This is a genomic window from Bacteroidia bacterium, from assembly GCA_040880525.1.
Lineage (GTDB): Bacteria > Bacteroidota > Bacteroidia > CAILMK01 > JBBDIG01 > JBBDIG01.
The window spans coordinates 40114-63270 of the sequence record JBBDIG010000058.1 but is presented as its reverse complement, the minus strand read 5'-3'; the positions used below and the strand labels follow the sequence as shown (position 1 = coordinate 63270).

Annotated in this window: 16 protein-coding genes; 5 read left to right on the top strand and 11 right to left on the bottom strand. The window is 45.2% G+C overall.

Annotated features, from left to right (window positions below; translation table 11 throughout):
• Positions 1-1219: 1219 nt before the first annotated feature.
• The 3 genes from WD077_15845 to WD077_15835 all read right to left on the bottom strand — a co-directional run bounded on the left by WD077_15845 (position 1220) and on the right by WD077_15835 (position 6862).
• Complete coding sequence (locus WD077_15845) at positions 1220-1843, bottom strand: hypothetical protein (protein MEX0968705.1); 624 nt, start codon at positions 1841-1843, stop codon at positions 1220-1222.
• Positions 1844-1935: 92 nt separating this feature from the next.
• A complete protein-coding gene (locus WD077_15840) occupies positions 1936-5601 on the bottom strand; it encodes an ELWxxDGT repeat protein (GenBank protein MEX0968704.1) in 3666 nt (1221 codons plus the stop codon).
• 493 nt (positions 5602-6094) lie between these two features.
• Positions 6095-6862 (bottom strand): class I SAM-dependent methyltransferase, encoded by a 768-nt coding sequence (locus tag WD077_15835; GenBank protein ID MEX0968703.1) that lies wholly within the window; start codon positions 6860-6862, stop codon positions 6095-6097.
• A gap of 281 nt (positions 6863-7143) precedes the next feature.
• Between WD077_15835 and WD077_15830 the strand changes: the two genes are divergently transcribed.
• From WD077_15830 to WD077_15820, 3 genes are all read left to right on the top strand, one after another.
• On the top strand, positions 7144-10137 hold the full coding sequence (locus tag WD077_15830) for a tetratricopeptide repeat protein (GenBank protein MEX0968702.1): 2994 nt from the start codon (positions 7144-7146) through the stop codon (positions 10135-10137).
• A gap of 10 nt (positions 10138-10147) precedes the next feature.
• Positions 10148-11806 carry a hypothetical protein gene (locus WD077_15825; GenBank protein ID MEX0968701.1) on the top strand — a complete coding sequence of 553 codons (1659 nt, stop codon included), beginning with the start codon at positions 10148-10150 and terminating at the stop codon, positions 11804-11806.
• Between the two features lie 235 nt (positions 11807-12041).
• Positions 12042-12605 (top strand): DUF4294 domain-containing protein, encoded by a 564-nt coding sequence (locus tag WD077_15820; GenBank protein ID MEX0968700.1) that lies wholly within the window; start codon positions 12042-12044, stop codon positions 12603-12605.
• A gap of 89 nt (positions 12606-12694) precedes the next feature.
• Here the strand turns inward: WD077_15820 and WD077_15815 are convergent, their stop codons facing one another.
• From WD077_15815 to aat, 3 genes are all read right to left on the bottom strand, one after another.
• On the bottom strand, positions 12695-14422 hold the full coding sequence (locus tag WD077_15815) for a sodium:solute symporter (GenBank protein MEX0968699.1): 1728 nt from the start codon (positions 14420-14422) through the stop codon (positions 12695-12697).
• A complete protein-coding gene (locus tag WD077_15810) occupies positions 14419-14577 on the bottom strand; it encodes a hypothetical protein (protein ID MEX0968698.1) in 159 nt (52 codons plus the stop codon). The genes WD077_15815 and WD077_15810 overlap by 4 nt, the downstream gene beginning before the upstream one ends.
• 253 nt (positions 14578-14830) lie before the next feature.
• A complete protein-coding gene (gene aat, locus WD077_15805) occupies positions 14831-15523 on the bottom strand; it encodes a leucyl/phenylalanyl-tRNA--protein transferase (protein ID MEX0968697.1) in 693 nt (230 codons plus the stop codon).
• A gap of 167 nt (positions 15524-15690) precedes the next feature.
• On the opposite strand from aat, the gene WD077_15800 reads away from it, so the two are divergent.
• A complete protein-coding gene (locus WD077_15800; protein ID MEX0968696.1) occupies positions 15691-16704 on the top strand; it encodes a hypothetical protein in 1014 nt (337 codons plus the stop codon).
• Between the two features lie 151 nt (positions 16705-16855).
• Here WD077_15800 and WD077_15795 read toward each other — a convergent pair whose 3' ends face one another.
• The 4 genes from WD077_15795 to WD077_15780 form a co-directional block, all read right to left on the bottom strand.
• A complete protein-coding gene (locus WD077_15795; protein ID MEX0968695.1) occupies positions 16856-18673 on the bottom strand; it encodes a hypothetical protein in 1818 nt (605 codons plus the stop codon).
• Positions 18674-18676: 3 nt separating this feature from the next.
• Entirely contained in the window at positions 18677-19222 is a 546-nt protein-coding gene (locus WD077_15790) for a hypothetical protein (GenBank protein MEX0968694.1), read from the bottom strand.
• 272 nt (positions 19223-19494) lie between these two features.
• Entirely contained in the window at positions 19495-19875 is a 381-nt protein-coding gene (locus WD077_15785; protein ID MEX0968693.1) for a DUF983 domain-containing protein, read from the bottom strand.
• A 100-nt stretch (positions 19876-19975) separates the two neighbouring features.
• The gene (locus WD077_15780; protein MEX0968692.1) at positions 19976-20884 is read right to left on the bottom strand and encodes a universal stress protein; all 909 of its coding nucleotides are present in this window, start codon (positions 20882-20884) and stop codon (positions 19976-19978) included.
• A 404-nt stretch (positions 20885-21288) separates the two neighbouring features.
• Between WD077_15780 and WD077_15775 the strand changes: the two genes are divergently transcribed.
• Positions 21289-22149 carry a hypothetical protein gene (locus WD077_15775; GenBank protein ID MEX0968691.1) on the top strand — a complete coding sequence of 287 codons (861 nt, stop codon included), beginning with the start codon at positions 21289-21291 and terminating at the stop codon, positions 22147-22149.
• A gap of 172 nt (positions 22150-22321) precedes the next feature.
• Here the strand turns inward: WD077_15775 and WD077_15770 are convergent, their stop codons facing one another.
• Positions 22322-23092 (bottom strand): AMP nucleosidase, encoded by a 771-nt coding sequence (locus WD077_15770; protein MEX0968690.1) that lies wholly within the window; start codon positions 23090-23092, stop codon positions 22322-22324.
• Between the last annotated feature and the right edge of the window lie 65 nt (positions 23093-23157).

The window sequence follows — 23157 nt, the reverse complement described above, 5'->3', positions numbered from 1 at the left end:
GGGGGGGGGGGGGCGCCCCCGCCCTGTAAGCTGCCCGGACAGAGTTCCGATTACACACCCGAGAAATATGTTTGGGACTAAAAAGTTAACCTATTTCGCCCTTTCAGGGCTTATTTTTCGTGGTTTTGCCTCTTGATAGGGCTATACCCTATCTTTAGATATGCTTCCCTTTCAGGGCTTCAGGGCTTTCATCAAGCCCCGAAGGGGCATCATTTTGTAACGATGGGTGCAGCCCATCGGATAAGAAAGCGAGCTAGCACCAGCCCGGTAAGGGGCGTAAGTATAAAAACTATGGGACAGTTGTACAAAACACACACGCAAAAAGGGGCAGCATACGGTAACGATGGGTGGCCATGGAACAGAAACGAGACCAGGCCCCAGACCAGAAGGGGCCGTGAATATAAAACTAAGGGACAGTCGCTTGTAAAAAATACATACCCATCATATTCAGCACGGACGTCAGCCACTAATACACCACTTCAGCTATTTCGCCCTTTCAGGGCTTGGTTTCGTGGTTTTGCATCTTGATAGGGCTATACCCTATCTTTAGATATGCATCCCTTTCAGGGCTTCAGGTCTTTTCACTCATTTTCATCAAGCCCCGAAGGGGCATCATATCGTAACGATGGGTGCAGCCCATCGGATAAGAAAACGAGACCTATCCCCAGCCCGGTAAGGGGCGTAAGTATAAAAACTATGGGACAGTTGTACAAACACACAGGCAAAAAGGGGCAGCATACGGTAACGATGGGGCCATGGAACAGAAACGAGACCAGGCCCCAGACCAGAAGGGGCCGTGAATATAAAACTAAGGGACAGTCGCTTGTAAAAAATACATACCCATCATATTCAGCACGGACGTCAGCCACTAATACACCACTTCAGCTATTTCGCCCTTTCAGGGCTTGGTCTCGTGGCTTTGCCACTTGATAGGGCTATACCCTATCTTTAGATATGCATCCCTTTCAGGGCTTCAGGGCTTTCATCAAGCCCCGAAGGGGCATCATATTGTAACGATGGGTGCAGCCCATCGGATAAGAAAACAAGACCTATCCCCAGCCCTGAAGGGGCGTAATATACCAGCGAGGTGTCGTCACTCGCAATTTAATATTCCGCTGATCTTTGCTGAATAGACTGATGTTAAAAGTTCCATCTTTTCATAACCCTTGTATTTACCTATTTGGTTCTGGCTTGTCCAGGTTAGGGGGTTAAGGAATTACTATAATTTTCTACACTCTTGGCCAACTTTCAGAAAGAGAAATGTATACTTATAATTACAGATTTTTTTATTATCTCCCGTTTTATAGGTATGAGGTTCAATTGTATTTGAGTCGCAGTAACAATATTCCGCTTTAGGTTGTAAAGCAAAATCTGTTACAATAAAGCAATAAACCACTACAACCGCTAATCCAGCAAAATCACTTTTAAGATTGAACCTAAAGTCATAGGCACCTATCATTGCTGTTAAGAATAGATTAAATATCCCCACCAAAATGATAATCTCGGTACGAAAAGCGACATCCTTAGACGTGCCACCACCTAAAGTACCATATTGAATAATTCTCCATGGACCAAACTCCGAACTTAAAACCAATACAGTAATCAAAGCCATTAGAGTTACCGAAAATACTGCACTGAGAGCATATACAATTGATTGCGAAAGTTCTGATTGCCGTGCTACCAGAACTAAGATTAACACTATTGTAGAGGTGATAACAGCAATATAAAAATGCCCTAATGTTTTTAAGCCCCCTAAACCTCCCCGGTCAACTAATCCCAAGATAAATATTTGCAGGAAGAAGTGAATGATTACCACCAAAAAAGCAATGAAGGCGTTTTTCATAGTGCTGATCTTATTTATGCCACCCCTACTGGTGCAATTACCCCACCTGGCGCGAGTATCCACTCGTGCCTATGTCCGGTTACCCAATCCCATTATCTCCTTATCACCACCCTATTCGTCAACCGCACATCATCCGACTCCACTACAACCAGATAAACGCCCGCAGCAAGAGCACCCACCTCCAGTTCTTTCTCGAAAGCATTCGACAGCTGCTGCCAATTGTGAGAGTATACCACCTGGCCCAGGTTGTTATGGATTTTGATTTCGTAGTTTCCATTTGGCAGGGTTGTATGGCGCAAAATCATTTTATTATCTACGGGATTCGGGAATATTGTGAAACTGCTATTGGCCGCAACTTCATTTATTCCTGTGGGAATTTGCAGCGTTATGTTTTTGGTTACCTTGTCACCTTCGCAGCCGTTTTTGTCAATCTCTGTCACGTTTATGACGCCCGTACCTGAGGTTTTCGTCCACTCCACAACGATTTCGTTGGAAGTGCCCCCGGAAACGGGCAATGCTCCGGAAACTGACCAATGATAACTGGAGCCCGGTGTGCTGGTCACGCTAAAGGTGTCAATCTCGGTGGTGGTAGTGGATTTACCGGCAATGGCCGATGTAACGGGGGCAGGCAAAACTTGCACGGATTGGATGAGGGAATCTTTGCAGGCGCCCGATACGGAAGCGATAAGCTTTACTTCATAAGCATTGGCGCTCCCAAAAGTCTTTGAAGGATTGGCCTGCGTTGAGGTGGTGCCATCACTGAAATGCCACACGTAATCCACGGTGAGGCCGGGGTTTTGGCTGGTGTTGGTAAAGGTGAACTGGTTATCGTTCACGCATTGGGTATCGTTGTCTATGGTGAAATCGGCATTCGGCAGGTCATGCACTGCTATTGATTTGGTTACATCATGGATGCAGCCATCAGTGCTTCTGATCATCAGCTTCACGTTATATGTTCCTGCGGTGGTGAAGCTGTAAGCAGGATCTGCCACTGAAGCTGAATCTCCGGTGCCGAAATCCCAGATGTATTCTGCAATGGTTTTTCCCATTGGGTCGGAGGCATCGGTAAATTGTACATTGCCATTTACACAAGCAGTGGTAGTTGTGAAATTTGCAGCCATGCACTGGGTGTAGATGTACCAAAGCTCATTGCCGTATTCAGGATGATTGGCGGTGTAAAACAAGGTATCGCTGGCCAGTGTGAGGAGGTCAGGCTCCGTGCTGCCGGGGCCGGGATAAATTTCAGGGATCATTACTGTTCCGTTTGTGGTGCCATCGGTTTTCCAAAGCTCCTGTCCGTTTACGCCATCATTGGCTGAAAAGTAAAGTTCATCTCGTACTGCCAATAGCTTGGAGATATTGCTGCCTTCTTTCCCAGGAGTTATGTCTTTCACCATTTCGGTTCCGGCTTCGGTTCCGTCCGATTTCCACAGCTCGCCTCCATTGATGGTATCCTCCACCACGAAATACAGGAGGTCTCCGGCAAAGGTGAGCTGCGAAGGATCGCTGCCGCCTGCTCCCGCCTCAATGTCCTTTACCATTATCGTCCCTGATGACGTACCATCACTCATCCAGAGCTCGCGTCCATTTGTGCCGTCATTTGCCGTGAAATACACTACCCCGTTCCCGGCCGTAATCCCTGTAGGTGATGAGGATGCGGCTCCTGATTGTATATTCGTCACCATCTTGGTTCTGTTGGTAGTGCCGTCAGAAACCCACAGTTCGAACCCATTGGTAACATCATAAGCACTGAAGAACAGCATAGTGTCGAGTGCTGTGAGGTGTGATGGATACCCGTCTGCCGAGCCGGGGCGGATATCTTTTACCAATTCCGTGGTTCCGGATGTTCCATTGGTTTTCCAAAGCTCGTTGCCGCTGTTGTTGCCATCATCAGCCGTGAAAAACAAGGTGCCATTAACCGGAGTGAAGTTCGCTACTCTATCGCCCAGCCCATTCGGGTTTAGTTGTTTGATTTTGCCAGCGTTGGTTGTGTACCTCCAAATGTCTCTGTCGAAATTGAGCTGATACCGTGAGAAATACATCGTTCCGTCCATCCAGGTTAGGTCGTTTACGTAATCCAGGTATTGTGTCATGTAAATAGATTGGGTGCCTGACGAGGTGCCATCGCTCTTCATCAGTTCATAGTTGGTTGTGGTGGTATTGGGCACAAAGAAGACCTCATCGCCTGCCGAGGTAAGCTGTTTTGGCGTGGATGAAGCATTGCCTGAAGCAAGATCGCGCACCATCACCGTAGCGGCAGAGTCGCCATTGCTTTTCCAAAGTTCATTACCGTCAGTACCATTTGTTGCATTGAACATCACACCGCCCGCATAAGCAGCCATACTTGTAATTCCACTATTGGCTGTGCCTTCATAAACATCTTTAAAAATGTTAGTGCCGGTTGCCGTTCCATCGCTCGTCCATAGTTCATCACCATGAATTTCATCATTTACGCTAAAAAAGAGCAGGCCATTAAAACTGGTGAGGTTCCTGGGATGGCTGGCAGTAGCTCCTGGAATAATATCCTTTACTCTGACGGTACCTGAAGTGGTGCCATCGCTTTTATAGAGTTCAATATTCTGGTAATTGGGCGATGAATGGGAGGTGAAAAACAGGGTACTATCAACTGCGGTCATGTTTTCAATAAACCCATCGGTCTGCATAAAATACATATCCCTCACCAGCCCGGTACCAGAAGAGGTGCCATCGCTGGAATAGAGTTCGCGGCCACGGTCAACGTCTGCAGTAAAAAAGAGGGTGCCTGCTACATCAATGAGTTGCTGCGGAGAGCTGTTTCCGTTACCTGGGTCCAGGTCTTTCACCAATGAGGTGCCCGTTTCGGTGCCGTCACTCTTCCAAAGCTCAAAGCCGGTGCCCGCACCGAAAGCGCTGAAGAACAAGGTATTGTAACTCACAGTAAGGTTTGTAGGGCCGCTTCCTGAAGAACCTGGAATGATGTCCTTCACCATTACGGTCCCGGTATCCGTACCATCGCTCCGCCAGAGTTCGCTGCCGTTTGAACCATCATTAGCAGAAAAATATACATAGCCATTGTAGCTTACCAGGTAGTTGGGCAGACCAGAACCTCCCGGCCGGATATCCTTTACCATTACAGTCCCGGTATCGGTTCCATCCGTCACCCACAGTTCGCTTTCGTTGGTGCCATCATTGGCCACAAAAAGCAATTTGTTGTTAAGCACCGTAAAACCGTGTGGATTGGATTGTGATACACCGGGATTGATATCCTTCAGTTGGTAAGTGCCTGTATCGCTTCCGTCACTTAACCAAAGTTCGCGGCCTGTGACGCCATCATGCGCGTCAAACACCAACCAGCCATTGAAGTTAATCATGGTACCTATGCTGCTGCCGGAGCTTCCGGTCCGGATGTCTTTTACCAAGCCGGTACCTTGCGGGGTGCCATCGGTTTTCCAGAGTTCCATTCCGTTGGTGCCGTTATTGGCGATGAAAAACAGCGTATTCCCCACGCTGGTAAATTTAGCCGGATCACTGCCCAAGCCATTGCCACTTCTGATGTCCATCACCAGTTCGGTGCCTTGCGGAGTTCCATCCGTCTTCCAGAGTTCGCGGCCGGTGCCTTCCACAATGGCCGAGAAATACATCTCGCTGCCATGAACGTAAAAGTCCATTGGAGCAGAACTTCGGTATTGGGTATTGATGTCTTTGGTGAATTCTGGGGTTTGAGCAAATGCCGTAACCGAAAATAATATCGCGCACAAGACAGAAATCCGTATTCTCATAACTGTGTATTATTTTATTTATGCAAAAATACACAGGAAACCCGAAAGCATTTACTACGCTGAAGTCCGGAATCAACCTGCTGATAAATAATCAAGCTGTGAATGACCCAAAGTAATCAACACCGCGATGATTTTCGTTTTTGTTGCCTTATATCTGTTATGTACTGATCATGACAGCACCAACTCAAACTTCTACCTCTAAATACAAGGATATGGATGAATACAGCAACCCATGTTATCCCGGTTCATTTTAATTTATAAATAAAAATCACTGCTCTGAAACTTAAAGGTAATTACAATATACTTTTGATTTTCTATAAGCTCTTAATGAGCCCTTTATCAAAATTCTATAAAAATCCATTTTACAGTAAAAATTATGTTATTAGTTTTAAAATGTTCAATAAAAAGTATTGTAGGTGCTAATGGTATTTTAATGAAAAAAATGTCTAATATTTATTCTGAAAATAAGAATTAAGCGAAACGGAATTCATCCTCACGCTTCCAACACTTTGATTTTTGCGGAGATCATCATCATCATTCTGTTGTAGGCCCATTGTTTTATTTCACAGTTGTTTTTGCGGGCATAGCTGGTGATGCGGCTCTTTGTAAATAGCGCGGCCCGTGGCGTCATCACCTGGTCCATGAACATGGTGCGGCCCGTTTTATCATCAATGAACTGGCCCATCACCAGATAGGAAATTGGCTGGAAAAACAGCTTGGCTACAGGATATACGATGTCCAGCGTTTTTTTGCTCCAGTTCCAGTACGCATATCGCAGCGGCCAGGTGGCGCGGTGAACCACATAAAAATAAGGATTCCAGGCATTGTATACGTTCAGGTAAATATACCCGCCCGGTTTAGTGATGCGAACCAATTCGGTAAAAGCCTTATAGGGATCGGGCGTATGATGGATCACCCCATTACAGATCGTTAGGCCGGAAACATTATCCGGCAGATCCAGCGCCAGCACATCGCCTGTTTGAGCATTAAATCCCTGCTCCTGGAGGCGGCTGATGTTTTGAGGCGTCAGGTCAATGCCATGAATATTTTCTTTCGGAATTCCGTGGCGCATGTACATTCCGAACCAATAACCGGTAGCGCAGCCAATATCGTAAACCTTGGTTCCCTGTGGCGTTTCAGTGAGCATTTGCCTGAGCAATGATTCATACTTTTCCCGTTTATCGCCATAGCTGAATTCACCATAGCCGTACTCGTTATACATCTCCCGGGCCTGATCCGTTACATAATCGCTTTTGCTCATCCCCCTTTTCAAATTTCTGGGCGAATCTAAGAGGCATTAATGAAAAGTGCTAACGGCACCGGTGAATTTTGAAAAATTTACTATAATCCGGGATCAAAATTAGAAAGCAGAATAAAGTAACCGGAAGAAGCCCCACCATACATATTCACACTTTGTTGATAAAACGTACGGTGCGATTCTTTATCGCGGCTGTTTTTCTGTAGAACTTGCCATGTTTTTTAGCTGTACTCTGAAATAGACGCTGAAAACAACCCGTTCAGGATAAAATACGAATCTTCAAAATGTACAAAATACGCTTTCTTCTGTTTCTCCTGCTGCTGCCAGGTGCTCTGTTTGCGCAGCGAAGCATGGTGGATACAGAACCCCTGGCGCTCTTTAAAATGGGAACCGAGCTTTTCCAGAGCCAAAAATATGCGGCTGCGCAAATGCAGTTTCAGCGATTTATTGATGTCAGCGACAACCATGCGCTGAAGGGCGATGCCAGCTATTATGCGGCCGTCAGTGCAATGGAACTTGAACAGGGCGATGCCGAAACGCTCCTGCTGAATTTTCTGCGAAAGTATCCGGAGCATCCTAAAGCGCGGCTGGTCTATTATCAGCTTGGGAAATTTTACTACCGCCAGAACCGGTTCAGAGATGCCGTTCCGTGGCTTGAAAAATTGGATGTCACAGCCCTTTCAGCCGCAGAAAGGGATGAAAGCGAATTCATGCTTGCCTATACTTATTATAAGCTTAATGAAAATCAAAAGGCAAAGGAAATATTTGGCCGCCTGCGCAATTCTGACAGTCAATACAGCGGAGTAGCACATTATTATTATGGCATCATGGCGAATGAAGATGGCGACTATGAAGATGCGTTGGCCAGCTTCAGGGCCATTGATACGGATCCGCGTTTTGAAGGCGTGGTGCCGCCCTACATTCTGCAGATCTACCTCCAGTTGGAGCGCTATGACGAGGCCATTAGTTATGGCGAGGAGGCCATGCAGCGCGAACGGATCCGGAACGGTGATGATATTTATCTCTACCTGGGCGAGGCCTACTTCCGCAAAGAAAATTATGCGATGGCGGCTGAAATGTTCAACAATTATGGCAATACGGCTTTGCTGGACCGTACACAGCAGTATGAACTCGGATACGCATACCTGCAAACGGGAGATTACGAAAAATCAATTGAAGCCTTTGAGCCGATCATTGTCAGGCGCGATTCTCTTGCGCAAAATGCTGCCTACCATCTGGGGGATGCTTACGTCAAAAGCGGAAATAAACTCAAAGCCCGGAATGCATTTTATGCCGCTTCCACTTTGGAATATGATGAAGATGTGATAGAGGCGGCTACCTTTCATTTTGGCAAGCTTTCTTATGACAATAACTTTCAGCGCGAGGCCATTAATGTGCTCAGGAAGTTCATTAAGGATTATCCCCGGAGCCGCTACGCTGATGAAGCTAAAACGGTACTCGGTGATATTCTTTACAGTACCCGTAACTACAAGGAAGCGCTGAACATCATTGAGGAAATTCCGCAGCGCAATGCAAAAATGAATGAGGCATATCAGAAAATCACATATTATTATGGTTTAGATCAATTTAAAAGCAGACGCTACGAACAGGCAAAAGCACTTTTTCAAAAGTCGCTTCAGGAAACGCTCGATGAGCGAGTAAGGGCGCTTGCTTACTTCTGGCTTGGAGAATCATTTTATAAATTAAATAATTATGAACAGGCATTTAAAGAATATAAAAACTTCCTGTTTATAGGGGCTTCTAAAGAAACGCCTTACCGGGCCATTGGCTATTATAATATGGGATATTGCACATTTCAGCTTGGGCGATATGAAGAGGCGCTGCCCTATTTTGAACGCTACCTGGGGCTTGAAGCGGAAATGATGGCAAATGAGCGCTATTATGATGCGCAACTAAGGCTGGCAGATTGCCTTTTTGCCGCACGAAATTATGACGGAGCCATTGCGAATTATGACAAGATCATCAATAAAAAGACACAGGATGCAGATTATGCTTTATATCAAAAAGCAATAATCCGGGGATTGCAGAATAAGGAAGAGGAAAAGGTGCAATTGCTTACCCAACTGATCAACAGCCACACAAATTCCCTTTACATTGATGATGCATATTTTGAAATAGCCAATACCAGATTTAATCAAGGTAATTTTAACCAGGCGCTGCAGGAATTCAGGAATTTGAATCGTGATTATCCAAAAAGTCCATTCTACCGGACTTCGTTGCTAAAGATCGGGTTGATCCTTTATAATGACCAAAAGGATGAGGAAGCCATGAAATACTTCAAGCAGATAGTTGCGAATTATCCTTACTCACCGGAACGGATGGAGGCATTAAATTCAATAAAAACGATTTATACTGAACGGGGAGAATCAGAGGAATTAATTGCTTATTTAAAGGAAGTTGGAGCAAATATCACCATTTCATCTGAAGATTCTTTGCGCTATAATGCTGCCTTCAGCCTGGTGAGAAATGCAAAGTGTGATCAGGCCATACCGGCATTCGAAGAATATTTGAAGAAATTCGATGAGCCCTATTTTGCCGTAAATGCGCGGTACTATCTTGCAGATTGCCTTCGCCAGTCGGGGCTGAAGGAAAGAGCGCTGGCCAACTATCAGTTCGTAATAGACCGAAGCCCGAATTATTTTCTTGAAAATGCTACAAGGCAGGCGGCTGAGCTACAGTTTGAAATGCAGCAATATGAACAGGCTTTGAAGAATTACCGGCTGCTGGAGGAAGTGGCATCGAATAAAGCCAATACGATAACGGCACTTACGGGGCAGATGCGCAGCCAATATTATCTCGCAGATTATCCCAATACCCTGCAGGTGGCGAACCGCGTGCTGGAGCTTTCCTACGCGGGTGATGAATTAAAAAGGGAAGCAAAGTTTTATTTAGGAAATGTTTACCTGGAGCAAAATAAACTGGACCTGGCACTCGGAAATTTCGAGGATGTATTTAATGCAGATGAAGGCGAAATGGGCGCAGAGGCGATGTATAAATCAGCCTACATTGCCTATCTCACTGAAGATTACGAACTATCACAGAACATGATCCTGAAGTTACGTGAAAACTACCCGAACTATGAAATATGGCTGGCCCGTGGATTTATTCTGCTGGCAGATGTATTCGTAAAGATTGGTGATGATTTCCAGGCGAAAGCAACATTGCAAAGTATTATCAATAATTATCCGGGTGATGAAATTAAGAAAACCGCCCGTGAAAAATTAGCAGCCATTGAAGCACGTGAAAAAAGAAAATAGAATTTTCAGAATGAAATTTTTAGCAGGTAAAAAATATTTGACAACGCTGATTTGCGTTTTAATTTCGGGAATTGTGCCGGTGGCAATCCATGCCCAGGATACGTCATTGAGCGAACAGATCACGGTGGAGCGGAGGCTAAGGGTGCAGTTTCCCGAGGTGAATAAGATTGAGGTAAATGTGCTTGAAGAGGAAGAAGAGGTGAGCCAACCTACCCTAACATACAACGTAGAACCAATGCTCCTGGAAATGCCGGTATTTACCACTCCCATCCGCCCGGTCCCGGTGCGGCACGACCGCCAGCCGCTCCTTTATCGCAATTATGCTAAATTAGGTTTTGGTAATTACGGTTCTATCTATGGTGAATTCTTTTATAATACCGTGCGCTCAAAGGAAAACCTTTTGGCTATACACCTGAAACATTTCAGCGGCAAAGGCCCGGTAGATTTTTCAAATTTCAGAGAAGACCTGCTGGAACTGTATGGAAAGAAGAATTTCAAAAATCATATTCTCTCAGGGAATTTAATTTATAGTAATAATCAAAATCATTTTTATGGAATCGGAGAGGGTGATACCCTGGATTATGATAAGAAAGAACTTCGACAGGTATTCAATAATTTTGAATTTAATACCGGATTTAATAACTCAAAATCAGATTCTGAAAATATTCACTATGAATTGAATGGCCGCTATTATTTTTTTAAAGACCGGTACGATGCCAGCGAGAATAATTTATTATTTAAAGCCCTGGCTTCTGATTATTTTAATGGGAATCTTGTGAGTGCTTATGGTGCCGTGGAGCACAACATATTTGGTTTTGAACAGACCGGATCACAGACAATGTTCAAAGCTGGAGCCTCTTATAATATCAGTCAGCCGCAATATTTTGTACGCCTGGGTTTTCATACGGCTACACCGGTAGATACGGGTGGTAATGGCGCATTCGGATTTTTTCCTGACGTAGAGGCTGAGATAAAGCTTGCTGATGAGCATTTCATCGCCTTTGCAGGAATGCGTGGCGATAAGGAACTGAATACTTTCCGCGGTTTTGCACGGGAAAATCCCTTTGTAGTCTCCGGTATTTCGTTGCAACCCACCAGCAGTTTGCTGGAGCTTTTCGGTGGAGTGAAAGGTTCGCTTACCAGCCGGCTATCATTTTATGGACGCCTGGGTTATCAGTCCATTGAAAACCTTCCTTACTACCTGAACGATTCCCTCAATCCGAAGCGGTTCACGGTGGTTTATGACAGCATCAATACCACGCTTATGGAAGGAAATATCCAGGTAATGTATGAGATAACCGATGTATGGAAACTTGGCCTGCTTGCTGATTTGCGCAACTTCAGCGCAGGCTCTGAAAGCCGGCCCTGGTACCGGCCCGGAACAGAGGTAACGTTCACTACCCGTTATAATCTGCAGAACAAGATCATTTTCACCGGAGATGTATTTGTGATTGGAAAACGGTACGCCAAAAATCTGGCAAGCGAAGAGATCACCAGGCTCAACGGGTTAATTGATCTCAATGCCGGAATTAATTACAGGTTCTCTCCCGTTTTCACTGCGTTTATTGATTTCAAGAATATCCTGGGAAACAGATACGAATTATTTCATCCCTACCCCGTCCGGGGGTTTCATCTTCTTGCAGGATTAACCGTTGATTTTGGAAGGTGAACCGGAACTCCGACTTGAGCTAAAGAATCAGGATATAAAGAAACCGCAGCAGCTGAGGTGTATACCTTCCCATCTATCCATTCAAAAAATATTGAACATAACCTGCCGCTCTGCTTTTTTAGAACAATTCCCTTCAAATCCTTACGTTACGCCATGTACAAGAACTATGGATAATATTCTTAATTTCCGCTGGCACATTAATTGACTTTTTGGATAATCCACTAAAGCTACTACCATGCGATACATACTGTTGATTTTTTTAGCGGTTTTTGCTTTTCAACCCGTTTCTTCTCAGGAGGTTATGGTAGCACGTATTGGAGTAGAGGGTGACACCACCATCATGAAGCAACTCAAAGTTGTGGAGGTTCGGGAGACGATGGGCCGCAAGGCGAGGCGTCAAATGAAAAAGTATGACCGCCTCATGCGGGATATTAAGATCACAATGCCTTACGCTAAGCTTGCCGCTCAGAAGATCAAAGATATGGATGAGCACATGATGACGCTGCCAACAGAGAAGCAGCGCCAGGCTTATCTTAAAGCTGAGGAAAAGAAGCTGATGGACGAGTTTACAGACCAATTGAAGAATCTGACTGTCAGACAGGGAAAACTCCTCATAAAGCTTATTGACAGGGAAACCGGAAATACTTCCTATCATCTTATTAAAGAATACAAAAGCGGCCTGACTGCCTTCTTCTGGCAGGGCCTGGCTAAAGTATTTGGTATGAATCTGAAGGACGCTTATAATGCAGAAGAAGAGCAGCAGATCGAAACGATCATTTTCATGCTCGGATATTCCTGACCCTTGTTAATTCTTTTTAAAATCTAAAACCTCATTAGTTATTGCTGATGAGGTTTTTTTTTGGGCGAAAACTGCGCGGCCGGGATTGGTTATGATTCCGTGGCTGGAGGTTTACCAGGCAGCAGTTCCTGCAATATCATAGATAAAATGATGACGAGCGCTGGCCCCAGCAAATTGTACCACAGATAGCCCAGTTCCATAATCTCCATTCTTCCCAGGACAAATATGACGATGATGCAGGTTTGCGTAAGAAGCGCTGCAATAAAAACCGCATTTCCCTGCACCCGCTTTACGAAAAAGGCCACCAGAAATATTCCGAGGATGGTTCCATAAAAAAGAGAACCAAGAATATTTACGGCCTGTATCAGGTTCTCGAAAAGTGAAGCAAGCGTGGCGAACACAATGGCCAGGATGCCAAAAAGCAAGGTGAAACTGCGGGAAGCCCAGACATAGTGCTGATCACCAGCGTTCTGCACAAATGCGCGCTTATAGAAATCAACTGTGGTAGTGGAGGCAAGTGAAGTGAGCTCTGAAGAAGTGGAGGACATAGCTCCCGAGAAAATGACGGCCAGCAAAAGCCCTACAAGGCCAGCCGGGAGAAAATGAGTGACCCACCAGATAAATACATAATCATGGTCTTTGGGCTTGCCATCGCTCACCGTTTTATCATTTGGATCTGTACGTGAAATCAGGCCCGCTACAGCGTTTCGTATCTGGTTGCCTTCTGCCTCAAGCCTGTTGACGGATGCCGTGGCCCTGTCAACCTGCCCGGAATTTCCTGATTCCATACCTGAAACCATTACTGCGATCTCCTTCTGTTTTTCATCAAAAATTTCATCATACTGCTGTTGCAATACCTGAAATGAATCCTGCTGTTCAACTTTGTTCAAAGAAGCCTGGTTGAAAAACACCGGAGGCTGGTGAAACTGGTAAAACAGAAAAACGAGGACGCCCGTGAGCAGAATGAAGAATTGCATGGGAATCTTCACCATTCCATTAAAAAGCAGGCCCAGCCGGCTTTCGCGGACGGAGCTTCCGGAGAGATAGCGCTGCACCTGACTCTGGTCTGTGCCAAAATAACTGAGCTGCAGAAACAACCCTCCGATAAGGCCACTCCATATATTGTATCGAGATTCAGCATTAAATTCCAGCTCGATAATCTCCATCTTTCCCATCTTTCCAGCTACACGCAAAGCATCCCTCAGGCCCACACTCTGCCCGATGTAGTAAACCAGGAATCCGAAGGCGATGAACATTCCCAGGAAAATCACCGCCATTTGCTGCTTATGGGTTTGGCTCACGGCCCGCGTGCCACCACTTACGGTATATATGATCACAAGAACGCCAATAAAAATATTGGTAAAGGTGAGGCTCCATCCTAATATCTGGGAAAGTATAATGGCCGGGGCATAAATGGTGATCCCGGCTGCCAGCCCCCGCGACATCAGAAACAGAAACGCAGTGAACATCCGCATCCTCAGGTTGAAACGCGATTCCAGAAACTCATAAGCAGTATAAACTTTGAGCCGGTAATAAAGAGGAATAAAGACCACCGAAATTATGATCATCGCGATCGGCAGCCCGAAATAGAACTGAACGAAACCCATCCCTTCATTATAAGCCTGCCCCGGAGTAGAAAGAAATGTGATGGCGCTGGCCTGCGTGGCCATAACAGAAAGTCCAATAGTCCACCACCTGTCATGTTTATCGCCCAGCAAATAATCACCAATATTGCGATTGCGCCATGTTTTCCAGGTTCCATACGCCACAATGAACAGCAGCGTAAATAGCATCACCCCCCAGTCCAGTCCCGTCATGCCAGCAGGATTGTAATGAGGTAGAAGAGAATGATCTGCACGACCAGCCAAACCACCACGATGGTATAGAAACCATTCCAGCTCATACCGAACGGCAGACCTGTCGGAGTTAACTCCTGTTTACTATTATTTTGATCCTGATGAGTTTCTTTCATGCTGGCCTGCGAAAAAACGAAAATTTAGCGGAATCTTGCAGAAATGCCCGAAATATTAATACGGTTGGAGCTCGCTTTGCAGTTCGAAATATCAGATTGCAGAACCATTTTTTATAAAACATTTCAATCAGGGTAATTTCGATTATATCCTCTTTGTTTTGAATGAAATAACTAATTCCGTATCCACTAAAATTTTTGGGGCTTCCCTTTAAGAAATCTGGATTTATTTTGAAAGCTCCCCGATGCAGACCTTTTATTCAGAGAGTTTGCTCCACGTGTCTTTTTTGGTGGGCATATTAATTCCGGCCTTTAATTCATAGAGAAAGCTGTTACGGGGAATTTCTTCAGCACCCATCCGTTCAAGATGCGGAGTATAAACCTGGCAGTCAATGAATCGAAAATCCCATCGCTTCAACTGTTCAGCGAGATAAAAGAGTGCGACTTTCGAGGCATCCGGCTGCAGGTGGAACATGCTTTCGCCAGAAAAGCAGGCACCCAGAGACACACCATAAAGGCCACCTGCCAATTCCTTTTCGTACCACACCTCCACGGAATGCGCAAATCCAGCCTCATGAAGCCGGATGTAAGCCTGCTGCATTTCTTTGGTGATCCATGTACCGTCCTGGCCTGGCCGCTCCGCCTTTTTACATAGCTTTATCACGGAAGAAAAATCCTGGTCAAACGTTACCGTAAATTTTTTCTGCCGCAAAACCTGCTTCAGGCTTCTTGAGATTTTTAGCTTTGACGGGTAGAGCACAAATCGCGGATCGGGACTCCACCAAAGCACTGGCTGCCCTTCAGAAAACCAGGGAAATATGCCGTGTGAATAAGCCAGGAGCAACCGCTCCGTAGAAAGATCTCCGCCCACCGCCAGCAATCCCTCATCATCCGCCAGCCGTGGATCCGGAAATCGCAACTCATTTTTGCTTATGGCAAATACAGGCATATTTTTTATTTTACAAATTATTTAATTACTACCACTTATTTTTTATAATTATTGATAACAATCAATAGCATTGTTTATTTCCATATTTTTAATAACCCTTCCAATTGGCTACTGAATATATGCCTTTAAAAATACCATTCAGAATTGCATATTTGCCAAAGAACCAGATGGAAAACTCAACTCTGCAATCAAGCAAAGCCGTAAACAGGATCACGGTACTCTGGGCCATAACAGAATGTGGCCTGGGAGGTTTTTTCCATGCGCTGAAAACACCCTTCACCGGACTAATTGTGGGCGGGCTTGCAGTTATCTATATCAGCCTTATCGCGTGGCACTCACAGCAAAAAATGCGCGATCTGGGCCGCGCGCTCCTATTCGTGCTCGTCATTAAATTCTCCGTCAGCCCGCATTCCCCACCGGGTGCCTATCTGGCTGTGAGTATGCAGGCCGGTTTCGGAATGCTCTTTTTCGGCATCCTGCCTTCTTACCGGGTGGCTGCGGTTTTTACTGCTCTTTTCAGCATGGTCAGTTCTGCCGCTCAAAAGATCATCATTCTCACCCTGCTTTACGGAATGTCAATATGGAAAGCCATAGACCAGTTCATGATCCAGGTTACTGAAAAAATGCACTTCGTAAAAATACCGGAAGAAGTGTCCGTTTCTTTTTGGCTGGTAGTGCTTTATACCGGCACTTATGCGCTGGGCGGCATTGCCATCGGGTTGTTGGCCGGCAGTCTTCCGACAATTTTGCAGCGGGAGCAGGAGAAGCTGGAAAGCATCAGCAATCGGTTTGTATTTACAATTCCTTTAAAAACAGGAGGGAAAAAGAAAAAAAAGAATTACGGGATAACTTTAGTATTCATTTTATTAACGGCATTTGTCGTGCTGTTTGAGTATATTTATTTTTCTGCGGAGGCTGCAATTTTCCAGTTACTGCGTACTTTGCTTATTATTTTCGCATGGTTTTATTTGCTCAATCCGCTCATCAAATATTTGTTACGTAATTTTTTTGAATCGAAAAAAGAAACCTACAACGAACAGGTATCCAATGTGCAGGATATGATACCTAAAATGAGTGCTTTCGCGCGTTTTGCCTGGAAGGAAAGCAAAAATATGAATAACAAATTCCGCCTCTTAAACTTCGTGCATCTGTTTATTTACTTCGGAATTTATAAAGCGTGAATTGAAGTGTTTCACGTTCCATGTTCCGTGTTCCGTGTTCCGCGTTCAATGTTCATTGCTTCATGTGCCTTGTTCACTATTCACTACTCACTACTCACTGCTCACTATTCACTATTCACTATTCACTACTCACTACTCACTGATTAACTGCTCACTGCTCACTTAAATCACTGATCCCCATTTGTCGCATTAAAAAGGTGGCATTTAAATTTTGGGAAATACCATCTTTTAATTTGTAATCAAAATTGAGTTTATCATTTTGAATTTCAACTTCGAACCGTTTATTTGCGAGATGCGGAAATTCTGCTGCCAGGGAGCCGAGCGCAAGGTCGTGGGTAGCAATAAGGCCGTAAGCGTCCAGTTTCACCAGTTGGCGGATCAGGGCTTCCGATCCCTGGTGCTGGTCCTGGCTGTTGGTTCCTTTCAGAATTTCATCAAGAATAATGAATAGCCTCGCTCCTGTTCGCAACTGCCGGATCAGTTGCTGCAATCGCTTTAACTCTGCAAAAAAATAACTTTCATGCTTCTGCAACGAATCGCGCGTGCGCATCCCGGTAAACAGGCGGATGGGCGCAAACCTGAAACTGCGGGCGCATACAGGCGTTCCGTTCATGGCCAGCACCAGATTTACGCCCACCGTGCGGAGAAAGGTGCTTTTGCCGGCCATGTTGGCGCCAGTCACCAAGTACAACCGCTCATTTTTTCCGAAGCTGATGTTGTTATCCACACGTTCTTTTTCATGCAAAAGCGGATGGCCCAATTCCAGCGTTTCCATCAAAAAATCATCGGTAGCAGCCAGCTCCGGCAAAGCAAAACGGGGATGGTTGAAAGCAAAAGTCGCGAGGCTGCTGAGTGCATCAAAAGTCGCGATGGCCGAAATCCAATGTTCCACATGCCCGCCATGCGCCTCCTGCCATTTCCGGATAGCGCGAACATAATGCAGGTCCCACAGCAGAAAACCGTTGAGCACCAATGCTGCGATCATGTTCAACCGATTGTCCAAAGATGAGGCAAGGCGGGCCAATTGCCGGATATGTTCGCCTGCCGTTCTGCCCGCCTCCCGGAGTTGTTCCTGCTCTTTTGTAGCCAGTGCGCTTTTCCAATGCTCGCCTTCTATCAGGAACAACAGGTGGCCATATTGCTGCAGCAGGTTTACCTTACCTGACAAAGTGCTGTGGATGCGATTAATACGCTTCACCCTAAACCCGGTGATACCGAAGGGCACAAGAATAAAATAGGCCAGAAAAACGAAGAAAGATACATAGCCTGCCAGCATCAAACCCATTAAAATAAAAGTAAGCACCGGAATTGCGAAAAGTGCTGTTTTCAGAAATACATTGTCCACAACCTGCACAGGATGATTTACCCAATGCAGCAATTCCTTTTGCCAGTCCGGTTTTTCATTTTCACGCAGCGTCCGCACTCTGAAGCTTTGCCGCCAGTCAGTTTTAGCCGCTAATTCCTGCACAGCTTCCTGCCGTAGTTTTATTTCATCTATTTCTTGCAGCGGATTAGCGAGCCACCATGCCAGGAGTTCCTTTCCCCGCATGGTTCCTGTGCGGTTTATGCTTTGAAAAAGTGACCCTTCTCCAAAAATGTCCAGATCGAGCGAATAGGAATGTTCATGGCTGCTGAATTCCTCTCCCGCAGCAAAAGCGGTAAGGTCGCCTTCCAGATACGCAATTTCCTCCTTGTTGATGCGCAGACGCAATTTCAGATCGGCTTCCTGTTCCTTTAGTTTTAAATGTTTTTTTACAAGAAATATAAAAGCAATGGATGCCACAATAAATATTGATGTGCTGATCAGAATGGAAATTCGGAAGGTCAGCGCAATAAGAATAATCGCAATAATAAAAACCATGAGCCTGGCGACCACGATCGTGTTCAGTTGGTTCTTTACCTTTCCGAGAGAAGAGGTGGCGGATAGCAGTTTCTGCTCGTATACTTCTTTGGGTAAATCAGTGGCCATCAGCTAGTGTTTTTCTCTGTTTCTTTTGGTTAAATCTTTAAATAACAAATTTTTACCGGGCAGAAGAATATAGCCCAGAATAGCGCCAATACCAAAGTTTATTATATAATCGGTTAACAGCGTTTTGGCTAAAATCTCCTTTTTATCCCAGGCAAGGTGCTCAAAAAAATACAGGCTTTTTTGAAACAGCGTAATTAAAAGAGCAGTTAGTGCCACATTTAAAATAAGATGCTGAAAGGCTATTTTGGATAAATTCTTTTTAATATAAACAGATACAAAAAATACTAACCCGGAAATAATAATTAAATAATTGAGAACCAGAGTAAATATCCAACCAGTAATATTATCAAAATTTAATTCATTATTTAAAAATTCAAAAAAGAGCAGGATAAGGCCAAGCCCGATACCAAAGCTTAACCATAATGGAATATTGAGCAACCTTTCGGCTTTGCTTTTAACAGGCATTAATGTCTCCGCTGAGGCCTTATTCTCATTCAGTTCCAGGCGCAGTTCACTGAGTTCACCTTCTTCTATCGCTTCTTCATTCACTGATTTAAAATGACGGTGAACCGGCTTATAGTGCTTTTTAAATCCCCACACCAAAAGGTTAAAAATTCCGAGTGGAAAGAGGAAATTCACGATCAGTTCATCAAGGCCTGAATAGACGACCCCAAAACCCAGGAGAATGAGCAAAATACCCGTGATGAGAACAATTCGCAGCTTCGTGCGGGAGCGGTCAAAAATGGTGATCACTGCGATAAGCGGCCCGCCCAAAACAACAGCAGCCAGCACGATACCGGTCAATATTATCAGCACCCAACTCATCGCTTACGGGTTGAGGGATCATACCCTACAAAAAAGTTGAGCCATATAGCCCGCGAAATGCGGAAGATGTAAGGCGTAACTATGATCTGCAAAACGACAAGAGATACCAGGATAGCCCAAAAGGAAAAGTCCCAGACGTAATAAACAACCCCCGCCAGCGGAAGCACAATGCCCACGTTCAGGCCATAACTCACGTACATTGCGCCCCAATAAAATCCAGGCTCCAGGTCATATTTCTGTCCGCATTCCGGGCAATTTTCCGGCATTTTGAAAAGGTCATTCAGCGCATAAGGATTTGGGTTCTTAAACATTTTCCCCTGGTGGCATCGCGGGCATTTACAAAAAAGGATGCTGTAAAGACGGGTGTGCTTGAGCATTATAATTTTATAAAGGCTGTGAAAACAGGCAGGGCCAAAAAATGTCTCCCGCCAATGGAACCGGTAAAAGCTGGCTTAATCCTTCGTAAAAACCTGTAACTTAAATATTCATAATTGCATCCAGCAAACCCATGCGGTCGCCTTTCTTTTTTACGATAAGCTTAGGTACTGACAGGTTGATGCGCAGCAACTTTTCGGTGGTGGAGCCGAGGAGCATGGCCGCCACATCAGTTTTTCCCCTGGCCCCCATCACGATCATATCTGCCGGTATTTCTTCAGCCAACTGGTTAATAAGCTCATTATTATTCTCGTCTTCCATCAGGGTATAATGGATCCGTGTATCCACACCGGCAGTATCCAGTTTGCTGAGGAATTTTGCATAGTCCTTTTCTGCGTGGCCTTTCATAATTGCTGCGAATTCTTCATAAGATTTTCCGCCATAATAGTATCCGGTAGGCACAGAATAAATGTGCTGGAAATGAATGACAACATTATGATTCAGATTGCGGGCAAGCAATAATGCTTCTTCAGTCGCTTCTAATGAATTGTCAGAGAAATCGGTTGGCACCAGGATGTGGTTGAGTTGCGGCCTGGCGGTATCCGGAATAAAAATAATAGAGCCGGGTACTTTGCGCGCCAGCCGCTGAGGCAACATCCCGCTGCCCCTTGTTTCGTGCTTGCGGCCCACCATCACCAGATCAATTTTCTTGTCCTTATAATATTTCAGCGTAGCAGTAAAAGGATTCCCTTCCCGCACCTCAAAGGACAATTCTATGTCCTTATCGGTAAACCTATGGGCATACTCCTTTTGCATGGTGGTTTCAATTTCTTCATCCACCGGCAGCAATTCATTACCAGCATCCTCCGAAATTTCAGGCTTTTCAAGAAGGTGAAGAAAATAGATTTTTTCGGGTTTGAGCAAGCCACTGATAAAGTTCACATAGTTCACCAGGGTCTCATCAAGTTCGGTTCTGTCAAGGGCTACAAGCCAGCGTTTGAGTTGGATCATCGTGTCACGTTTCTGTTTATGAGGCCAAAGATAATTGTGATTTGACATTTTGGAAACAGGAAAAATAATTTCACCCGTTTTCAGCGCTTTATTTACCAAATGTAAAACTGACTTTTAGCCGGATAATCCCGCACCAGAGAATAATGGAGTTCTGAAAATTCTCGCCTCTGCGGCTTTGCCTGAAATAATTTGTCTCGCCAAGACGCTAAGCATTCATTCTCTTTGCGCCTCTGCGGCTTTGCGTGAAATAATTTGTCTCGCCAAGTCGCTAAGACGCCAAGCATTCATTCTCTTTGCGCGGGGCGGAATCCCGGAGCTACAGGGCAAAAGCCAGCGCTACAAGTTAGTTATCCAAAATTTATAATAAAAGAATCGCTTGCTGCATTTAATCTTAAAAAAAAGTTATGAAAAAAGCAATGAGTTTTCTGAAAAATGCGGGCCTGGTCATTTGCCTGCTGTGTGTAACTATTGAATTATCTGCCACCAAACTTACCGATGCCCTGAAAAACGGTACAGTTACGCTTAAAGCCAATGCGCATGAAGGCAAAAACATCAACCTGATCCTGATGAACCTGCAGGCGGCCACCCAGGAAATAGAGATTGAGCCCGGAACTATCCTCACATCCGGAGATGCGGGCGTGCAACAGGCGATGCTGGTACAGAGAAAGGTAGTGGAACTGCCACCAAATGGCACTTTAGCAACCAGCGCTTATGGAATGTGCATTAACGCCAAACGAAGCGGTTTCTTTGGTCAGGACCTGAACTGGCATGCAGAAGCGGAGGATAAACTGAAGGAAGTCGCAACATTTGTCGCTGCTCACCAATTGTTCGATGAAACCGGCCAGAAGGCTGTTTGGGTAGTTTCAGACAACCATGATCTTTCCGGCATTCACCATGAAGATGCGGATGTCATGCTGAACACCCGCCAGTATCTTTCAGCACTTACAGGAAAGCCGGTGCCCTGGTATGTAAAGCATTATGCCTCCGCTGAATTTGAATCCTGTTCAGGTCCGGTATTCAGTGACGAAGTGGCAAGCATCGAAGGAAATATGGAATTTTACCTGCGTACCAATGGTGCCCTCACCTTTGGCATTTACAATGAGCGGGGCGATCTGGTACAGCTTTTCTTCAGTGGAAGGGGCACAAATCCTGGTGAATATAGCTGTGACTTTACCCTTGAAGCCACCAACCTCAAAAAAGGGAAATACTATGCCCGCGTCTGGAATGACGGAAACCTGGTAAAGCAGAGAGAAATTGAAATTTAGGTTTTAAATGGCAGGCCACAAATTCAGGTTTTAAATCCTGAATGAGAAGGACATTGAGCCACAAAGGATAATTGTTTTTTTAATTGGAAGTGCGTGGAAGTTGGCATTTCCGTTTAATCAAAAAATTCTGGTGCGCTGAGTGTCCTTCGTTTTATTAGTGCCACCTTATTTCCTAAAAACGCAGATGCCTCACGGTGGCGCCATTATTTATCAACTGCTTCAGCGAATCAATGCCGATTTTCAAGTGCTGCTCCGCGTAGAGTTGCGTCACCTTCAGGTCACTTTTTGCAGTTTTTACACCTTCCGGTTCCATCGGCTGGTCGCTTACCAGCAGCAGCGCACCGGTGGGAATTTTATTAAAGAATCCTACGATGAAGATGGTGGCGGTTTCCATATCTATGGCGTAGGCTCTGATCTTTCGAAGATAGTTCTTAAACTTGGTATCGTGCTCCCACACCCTGCGGTTGGTGGTGTATACAGTACCGGTCCAGTAGTCCACGCCATAATCGCGGATGGTGGTGGAGGTGGCTTTTTGGAGCGCAAAAGCAGGCAGCGCAGGCACCTCTGGCGGGAAGTAGTCGTTAGAAGTTCCTTCGCCCCGGATGGCGGCAATGGGCAGCAGCATATCACCAATTTTATTACGGCTTTTTAATCCGCCACATTTGCCCAGGAATAATACGGCTTTGGGTTTAATGGCAGACAGCAGATCCATGATGGTGGCGGCAGTAGGGCTCCCCATTCCAAAATTCATGATGGTAATTCCGCCCGCTGTAGCACTTTGGATAGGCTTATCCAGTCCAATCACTTCCGTTTGGTTCCATTCTGCAAACCTGCGAACGTATAGCGTAAAGTTTGTGAGCAAAATGTATTGGCCGAATGAGTCAAGGTCCTGCCCGGTATATCTTGGCAGCCAGTTTTTTACAATCTCTTCTTTTGTGTCCATAGGTCATATTTAATTTAATAACTGCAAACTAAAAGTGTAAACCAAGGATATGTTTAAAAACCAAG

Bases quoted from the DNA above. Each gene is read 5' to 3' on its own strand.
- WD077_15845 (MEX0968705.1), bottom strand. From the start codon at position 1,843: ATGAAAAACGCCTTCATTGCTTTTTTGGTGGTAATCATTCACTTCTTC.
- WD077_15840 (MEX0968704.1), bottom strand. From the start codon at position 5,601: ATGAGAATACGGATTTCTGTCTTGTGCGCGATATTATTTTCGGTTACG.
- WD077_15835 (MEX0968703.1), bottom strand. From the start codon at position 6,862: ATGAGCAAAAGCGATTATGTAACGGATCAGGCCCGGGAGATGTATAAC.
- WD077_15830 (MEX0968702.1), top strand. From the start codon at position 7,144: ATGTACAAAATACGCTTTCTTCTGTTTCTCCTGCTGCTGCCAGGTGCT.
- WD077_15825 (MEX0968701.1), top strand. From the start codon at position 10,148: ATGAAATTTTTAGCAGGTAAAAAATATTTGACAACGCTGATTTGCGTT.
- WD077_15820 (MEX0968700.1), top strand. From the start codon at position 12,042: ATGCGATACATACTGTTGATTTTTTTAGCGGTTTTTGCTTTTCAACCC.
- WD077_15815 (MEX0968699.1), bottom strand. From the start codon at position 14,422: ATGACGGGACTGGACTGGGGGGTGATGCTATTTACGCTGCTGTTCATT.
- WD077_15810 (MEX0968698.1), bottom strand. From the start codon at position 14,577: ATGAAAGAAACTCATCAGGATCAAAATAATAGTAAACAGGAGTTAACT.
- aat (MEX0968697.1), bottom strand. From the start codon at position 15,523: ATGCCTGTATTTGCCATAAGCAAAAATGAGTTGCGATTTCCGGATCCA.
- WD077_15800 (MEX0968696.1), top strand. From the start codon at position 15,691: ATGGAAAACTCAACTCTGCAATCAAGCAAAGCCGTAAACAGGATCACG.
- WD077_15795 (MEX0968695.1), bottom strand. From the start codon at position 18,673: ATGGCCACTGATTTACCCAAAGAAGTATACGAGCAGAAACTGCTATCC.
- WD077_15785 (MEX0968693.1), bottom strand. From the start codon at position 19,875: ATGCTCAAGCACACCCGTCTTTACAGCATCCTTTTTTGTAAATGCCCG.
- WD077_15780 (MEX0968692.1), bottom strand. From the start codon at position 20,884: ATGATCCAACTCAAACGCTGGCTTGTAGCCCTTGACAGAACCGAACTT.
- WD077_15775 (MEX0968691.1), top strand. From the start codon at position 21,289: ATGAAAAAAGCAATGAGTTTTCTGAAAAATGCGGGCCTGGTCATTTGC.
- WD077_15770 (MEX0968690.1), bottom strand. From the start codon at position 23,092: ATGGACACAAAAGAAGAGATTGTAAAAAACTGGCTGCCAAGATATACC.